This window comes from Streptomyces sp. GbtcB6, assembly GCF_019091475.1.
Lineage (GTDB): Bacteria > Actinomycetota > Actinomycetes > Streptomycetales > Streptomycetaceae > Streptomyces > Streptomyces hyaluromycini.
Genome location: NZ_JAGXJL010000053.1, coordinates 47,337 through 54,150, shown reverse-complemented (window position 1 = coordinate 54,150; position 6,814 = coordinate 47,337). Strand labels below are relative to the sequence as shown.

5 protein-coding genes are annotated in these 6,814 nt (G+C 71.3%); 2 read left to right on the top strand and 3 right to left on the bottom strand.

The window, feature by feature from the left end:
- Positions 1-449: 449 nt before the first annotated feature.
- A complete protein-coding gene (locus tag KVT45_RS45610; protein WP_217555718.1) occupies positions 450-2,060 on the bottom strand; it encodes an MFS transporter in 1,611 nt (536 codons plus the stop codon).
- A 260-nt stretch (positions 2,061-2,320) separates the two neighbouring features.
- On the opposite strand from KVT45_RS45610, the gene KVT45_RS45605 reads away from it, so the two are divergent.
- Positions 2,321-3,622 carry a mannosyltransferase family protein gene (locus KVT45_RS45605; protein ID WP_308311061.1) on the top strand — a complete coding sequence of 434 codons (1,302 nt, stop codon included), beginning with the start codon at positions 2,321-2,323 and terminating at the stop codon, positions 3,620-3,622.
- 238 nt (positions 3,623-3,860) lie between these two features.
- Positions 3,861-4,880, top strand: a complete 1,020-nt coding sequence (locus KVT45_RS45600; RefSeq protein ID WP_217555716.1) for a phosphatase PAP2 family protein — start codon at positions 3,861-3,863, stop codon at positions 4,878-4,880.
- A 125-nt stretch (positions 4,881-5,005) separates the two neighbouring features.
- On the opposite strand, the gene KVT45_RS45595 is transcribed toward KVT45_RS45600, so the two are convergent.
- The gene (locus KVT45_RS45595; protein ID WP_217555714.1) at positions 5,006-5,221 is read right to left on the bottom strand and encodes an I78 family peptidase inhibitor; all 216 of its coding nucleotides are present in this window, start codon (positions 5,219-5,221) and stop codon (positions 5,006-5,008) included.
- Between the two features lie 492 nt (positions 5,222-5,713).
- Positions 5,714-6,418, bottom strand: coding sequence for a transglycosylase family protein (locus KVT45_RS45590; RefSeq protein WP_217555712.1), 705 nt, complete (start codon positions 6,416-6,418; stop codon positions 5,714-5,716).
- Positions 6,419-6,814 lie beyond the last annotated feature (396 nt).

The window sequence follows — 6,814 nt, the reverse complement described above, 5'->3', positions numbered from 1 at the left end:
GAGCGGATAGCCGGGGGGCAGGAAGCGGGAAGCGGGAAGCGAAGAGCGGATAGCCGGGGGGCAGGAAGCGGGAAGCGGGAAGCGAAGAGCGGATAGCCGGGGGGGGAGGAAGCGGGAAGCGGGAAGCGAGGAGCGGATAGCCGGGGGGGGAAGCGAGGAGCGAGGAGCGAGGAGCGAGGAGCGGATAGCCGGGGGGGGAAGCGAGGAGCGAGGAGCGAGGAGCGGATAGCCGGGGGGCGGATAGCGGGGAGCGAGGAGGCGAGGAGCGGGGGCGGATAGCGGGGAGCGCATGGCGGCGGATGCGTTGGGCCCGTCGTTCGTACAGGCAGCCGCCAACGGCGAACCACCCCCGCAGGCGACGCCCACTCTTCCCCCCACCCGCACGGGTGGTGCGTGGGTGGGAGAAGGCCCTGACCCGCACCCGCCCGCCGGCCGGCCGGCCCACCGGGCTACGCCGAGACGCGGGACCTCTCCGGTTCGCGAGGGGCGGGGACCTCCACCGGGGCGTCCTCGCAGTGCATGGCTCGCGGCAACCGCAGCGCCATCACCGCCCCCAGCAACAACAGCCCACCGCTCACCAGCAACGTCACATGCAGACCGTGCACGTAGGAGTCCCGCGCCGCCCGGCGCAACGCCGACCCGGCCGGCCCGCCCAGCCGGCCGGCGACCGCGTACGCCTCCCCCAGCGAGTGCCCCGCCGCGGCCGACGCCGACGCCGGTACCCCCGGCACCCCGGCCAGCCCCGGCGCGTACGCCGCGTTCATCACGCTGCCGAGGAGCGCGATCCCGATCCCCGCCCCCAGCTGGTACGACGTCTCGCCGATCGCCGCCGCCCCGCCGGCCTGCGCCGCCGGCGCCTCGCTCAGCATCGACTCGTACGCCCCGAAGAGCGTGGTCTCCAGGCCGAAGCCGAGGAGCAGGAAGCCGAAGAGCAGCAGGCTCGCGTTGTCCGCCCCGCCCATCGCAGTCAGCGTGAGCACCGCCGCCGCGGTCAGGCAGAAGCCGAAGCACACCATCCGGCGCGGCCCGAACCGCCGCAGCATCCGCGCCCCGGCCAGCCCCGCGGCCATCGCGGCGAGCGTCAGCGGCAGCAGCCGTAGCCCGGTCTGCAACGGCGAGAGGCCCAGCACCAGTTGCAGGTACTGCGCGGCGATCAGCTCAAGGCCCACCAGCGCCAGCATCGCCAGCACGATGCAGCCCACCGCCGTACTGAACGCCGGCCGCGCGAACATCCTCAGGTCCACCAGCGGGAACGCCCGCCGCCGTTGCCGTCGTACGAAGAGGACCAGCAGCACTGCGCCCAGCAGCAACGGCGCCAGCGTGAGCGCGCTCGCGGCCGGTTCGCCGCCGCCGAGGCGCTTCACGGCGAAGACCACGCCGAACAGGCCGGCCGCCGCCATCAGCGCGCCGACCACGTCCCAGGGGCCGTCGCGGTCGCCGCGCGACTCGGGGAGGAAGAACCGCCCCACCGGGAGGCTGACCAGCATCAGCGGGATGTTGACCAGGAAGACGGAGCCCCACCAGAAGTGTTCGAGGAGGAAGCCGCCGAGGAGGGGGCCGACCGCCGCGCCGACCGCCGCCACCGCACTCCAGATACCGATGGCGAGGGCCCGCTCACGACGGTCGGGGAAGACCTGCCGGAGGATGGAGAGGGTGGCCGGCATGATCATCGCTCCGCCGACGCCGAGCAGCGCCCGGGCCCCGATCAGTGCCGCCGCGCTCGGCGCGACCGCGGCCGCCGCGGAGGCGATGCCGAACAGGGCGTAGCCGAGAAGCAGCACGCGCCGCCGGCCCACCCGGTCGCCGAGCGTGCCGAACAGGATCAGCAGCGAGGCGCAGACCAGCGGGTAGACGTCGACGATCCAGAGCAGTTCCATCGCACCGGGCTTGAGGTCCTCGGTGACGGCGGGCACCGCGACATGCAGCACGGTCGCGTCGAGGGCGACCAGCAGCAGGCTGACGCAGAGGACGACGAGGACGACCCAGCGGTTGGCACCGGCACCGGCCCTGGACACCGTCCGACGGCGCGGTCGTACGGTGGCCGTGGTCGTCCCGGACATGTACGTACCTCCCAGATGGTCCCTCGCGTGCGGCGGACGGGCGGGGTGGGGACGCCCCGTCGTACGGCCGGAGAGGAGCGGGGTCTCCGGCCCGCGCATACGAACGCGAGTGACATGTCAGCGTACGCGAGTTCGTTCCGGGGGCACGTGGCGGACCTCTCACACTCTCCGGAGAACTCATGTGGCGTACACCACTGCCCTCCGCTCTGCACCACGCCCGCACGAACCCCGTGGTTCCGTGCCCGTCGATAATCGAGCCCGTGACCGATCTTGAAACGCCCATGGCGGTACCGCGCGCCCCCGCCCTGCGCCGGGCGGCGCCGGCCCTGCTCGGGTACGCGGCCGTACGCGCCCTCGGCCTGGTCGTGCTGGCCGGGTGGAGCGCGGCACGCGGCAGGAGCGCGTACACCTTGTTGACGGCGCGCTGGGACTCGCTGTGGTACACGCGGGTCGCCGAACTGGGCTACGGCTACGAGGTGCGGCTGCCGAACGGCGACGTCCACTCCAACCTGGCCTTCTTCCCGCTGCTGCCCTGGCTGGAGCGCCTGCTGCACGCGCTCGCGCCCCTGTCGTACGCCGACGCCGGCTTCACCGTGAGCCTGCTCGCCTCGCTGGCCGCGGCCTGGGGGATCTTCGCGGTCACGGACTTCGTGTACGGCCTGCGGGCGGGGGTCTGCGCGGTGCTGCTGTGGGCCGCGCTGCCCGTCGGGATCGTGCAGTCGATGGCGTACAGCGAGTCGCTGTTCACGGCGCTGGCCGCCTGGTCGCTGTACGCCGTGCTGACCGGCCGCTGGGTGATCGCCGGATTGCTGGCCGCGCTGGCGGGGCTGACCCGGCCGGTGGGGCTCGCCGTGGTGGCGGCGGTGTGGACGGCTGGGGTGGTCTCGTTCGTGCGGGATCGGAGCAGGGGCGCTCGGGACGGTGGTGCGGACGATCCGGACAGCGCGCGAGAGGACGAGCGCGCCCCTGAGGTGTCCAGCGCCGCCCGCGCCCGGCGCGCCCCGCAGACAACCGGCGCATCCCACATGACACGCGCCCCCCACATCACCACCGCCGACGCCCCGCCCTGGCGCCGCGCCCTCGGCATGCTCCTCGCCCCCGTCGGCACCGCCGCCTACGTCCTGTGGGTCGGCCACCGCACCGGCAGGGGCCCGCTCGGCTACCTGGACGTCCAGGCGGGCTGGCGTAACGGCTTCGACGGCGGCTATGCGTTCGCACGCTTCGTGGCCGACAAGTTCACGTCATTTCCGTCCGCTCTCGCCGGAGCGGGTTTGCTCCTCGGTGTCGGCCTCCTGCTGTGGCTCTACGTGATCGGCGTCCGCCAGCGGCAACCGCTCCCCCTGCTGGTCTACACGGGTGTCGTCCTGGCGCTGGCACTGTGCGCGTCGAGCTACTTCGGGTCCAAGCCGCGGCTGCTGATGCCGGCCTTCCCGGTCCTGCTGCCGCTCGCCCGGGCCCTCGCCCGGCTGCGCACCGGCAGATCGGTGCTGGTCACGGCGGGTGTGGCAGTGGCCTCGGCGATCTATGGCGCGTTCTGGCTGAACGGCTCCGGACCTCCATGATCATTTGAGTGGCTCCGATGAGCAGCCGGAGAATTCCACCCCATGCTTTGGTTAACGAATTCATAAGTGCCATAAAACGGCGACCCGGCATGATCAAAGGAATTGAAGGGCGGACCCGCCGAGGATTACGGAATCCTTAGAATTCGGAGGCCTCCTGAGAGGTTTCCCACATCACATCGTCATCACAAAGCCGCTGTTTCGACCGGGAACAGAGCTCACTCGCTGTAACGTCGATTGGGTGCGTACCGAACGAAACCTCACCCGTCTGGACCGGGTGTTCGCCAGGCTGGACCGTGAGCCGGAACGGCCGGCCCACATTGATGTGCCGAAGATGAGCCGGCACCGGGTCGTGTTGTTCACCGCGACCCTGGCCTTCTACCTGGCGATCGTGTGGGCCGTCGTGATCACGTCGTGGCTGGTCCGGCTCGACTGGCAGGTCATGTTCTTCCGGCCGTACCAGCAGTGGGCGGGGATCCACTGGTTCGTCGACTACTACGTGGTCCTCGGCCAGCGCGGCCCGACGGCCGTGATGGTCGCGGCCTGGCTGGGCTGGCGTTCGTGGCGGCAGCACACGCTGCGCCCGATGCTGACGCTCGGCGCCTCCCTGCTGCTGCTCAACATCACGGTCGGCGCGGCCAAGCTCGGCATGGGGCGCCTCGGACCGCACTACGCGACCGTCATCGGCTCGAACGAGATGGGCCTGGGCGGCGATATATTCCCCAGCGGACACACCGCCAACGCGGTGGTGACCTGGGGAATTCTGGCATATCTGGCCTCCACCCCGAGAGCCCGCCGCTGGCTCTCCGCCGCCTCGGCGGTCACCTCGCTCGGCGTCGGCATGTCCACCGTCTACCTCGGTACGCACTGGCTGAGCGACGTGTTGCTGGGCTGGGCCGCGGGACTGCTGATCCTCTTGGCGCTGCCCTGGTGCGAGCCGTTCATCGCCCGCGCCGAGACCTCGATCTTCGACCTGCGCGACCGCTGGCGCGCCCGCCGCGGCAGCACGGTGCCCGCCCCGGTCCCGGTGCCCGTGGTCCTCAAGCCGCGTCCGGCGCCCGTCGAGCAGACGACGCCGGAACCCGAGCCGGTCTCCCTGGCCCGCGCGCCCAGGGCCCCGATCCATCTGGCACCCGGCCCGCACACCGCCCGTTCGGAGCGCACCCCGGTGACCCCGGCGGGCAGCCGTCGCCCGCCGCACCCCGAACGGCAGCCGCGCGGCACCGCCGCCCAGGCGGCCCGTCCCGTGGCGGGCGGCTGACGGCCGCCCCACCGGCACGACAGGCCGGGTACGACAAGCGGGGGTCAGGTACGCACAGCCGCCCCCGGCACGGCGAAGGCCCCGGTTCCCCACTGCGGGGAACCGGGGCCTTCGCCGTCGTACGGTCAGCCCTTCCAGGCGCGCGCCACGACGCCGTCGCGCACCTCGAAGTTGAGCCGCCCCGTCCGGTACTCCATGGTGATGATCGCGCCCGGCGGCAGCGAGCGCACCGTCGTCCACCCCCGTTGCCGGGCGAACCGTTCCGCGTCGCCCGCGTCGAGGCCTACGTACCCTTGCGGGCTGTCCTGGGGCTCCGTCGGCGGAGCGGTGTCCGGTGCCATGCGGCCCACGCTAGGCCGCTTCCGGCGGAGACGGAAGCCGAAGTCCCACGTCCGTCTCCGGTCACACTTCTGTCACAGAATCACGACACGCGTTTCGCTCGAACTCCGTCACACGTTCGAGCGGTTCCATGCGCCTTCCTGGCGCATTCGAGCGCAATTCCCCGATGCCGGTAGGGTCTTCCGAAAAGCCGCCGGAAAGAACCGGAAGCAGGGATCCGGGACACTCCGGCGCGTGCATTCCATTCCGATTCCGACGGCCGACGCCGAAGCTGACACCGCATAAGAGATTCACCGCTCCGGCACAGAACCCCCGTACCGCGCGGGTAGGGACGAGGTTGCGGCAGCGTGAACTCGAAGGGTGCCGTCCGCACGTGAATCACCCTCACATCCGCGCGCCCGCGCCCATTCAAAGCATGTACATGCCCCCAAAACGCACCGGGCCCCGCCCGGTCGGACCGGGCAGGGCATGGCGGTGCGGGGCGGGGGTTCGCGTCAGAGCGCGAGGCGCTGCCCAGGCACGATCAGGTTCGGGTCGTCGCCGATGACGGCCTTGTTGGCGGCGTAGAGGTGCTGCCAGGTGGTGCCGTGCCGCTCGGCGATCTCGCTCAGGGTGTCGCCCTTGCGGACGGTGTAGTCGCCCCCGGACGAGGTGCGGTCCGCCGAGCGCTGCGGCGTCTTCGCCGCAGGGGTCGACTTCCTGGTGGTCGACGGGGCCGACGGGGCCGACGACTTGGACGACCTCGACGACTTCGTCGCCGACTCCGTGGTGCTCTTCGTGGTCACCGAGGCGCTCTCGGGCGCCGAACCGGTCGCCCCGGCCCGCGCCGAGCAGACCGGCCACGCGTTCCAGCCCTGGGCGTGCTGGACCTTGGTGGCGACGGCTATCTGCGCTTCCCTGGAGGCCTGGTCGGCCGTCGCCGCGTAGGCGGTGCCGCCGTACGCGCGCCAGGTGGAGGCGGAGAACTGGAGTCCGCCGTAGTAGCCGTTGCCGGTGTTGATGTGCCAGTTGCCGCCGCTCTCGCACTGGGCGATGCGGTCCCACACTCCGTTGTCCGCCGCCGCGGCGTTGCCGGTGGCCGCCAGCAGGCCCAGCGGGGCGAGCAGCGCCGCTCCGGCCAGGGCGGCTGTCGTACGGCCCTTGCGGGAGCCGTTCTTGGCGACGGCGGTCTCACGGGTGGTATCGGCACACTCGGACATGTATTTCCCTCTCCACATACCCGGGGTCCCCCAGGCGGGACGCGGTCCCCGCGCGATGGACGCGGTTCCTCGCGCTCGCCCCGTCCGCCGCGGCCGGTACTGCGGTGGTGCTCTGCCTGGTGTGGCCGGCGGACGTACCCGAGCGGTGCTCGTTGCACACGGCGGAGGAATCTAGAGATCGGGAACGCCCGAAATCAACCAACTCCCTGTCAGGCCAGGCCAGTTCGCTGTTACCGTTGGTAGCAGCTATTTTCGGCCACCCACTACATTCCCTGATTTCCTGATTTGTCGACCATGGGTTCGACGGATCTGTGATTCACTTCACCGCGTCAAACTCCTTTGGCTTGCGAAGAGTTGACGGGGAGTGCCGGATTCCGCACGAGGAGTGACCCTGCG

What these genes read in the sequence shown, in the direction of transcription:
- KVT45_RS45610 (WP_217555718.1), bottom strand. Translation starts at nt 2,060, where the DNA reads ATGTCCGGGACGACCACGGCCACCGTACGACCGCGCCGTCGGACGGTG.
- KVT45_RS45595 (WP_217555714.1), bottom strand. Translation starts at nt 5,221, where the DNA reads ATGGCACCGGACACCGCTCCGCCGACGGAGCCCCAGGACAGCCCGCAA.
- KVT45_RS45590 (WP_217555712.1), bottom strand. Translation starts at nt 6,418, where the DNA reads ATGTCCGAGTGTGCCGATACCACCCGTGAGACCGCCGTCGCCAAGAAC.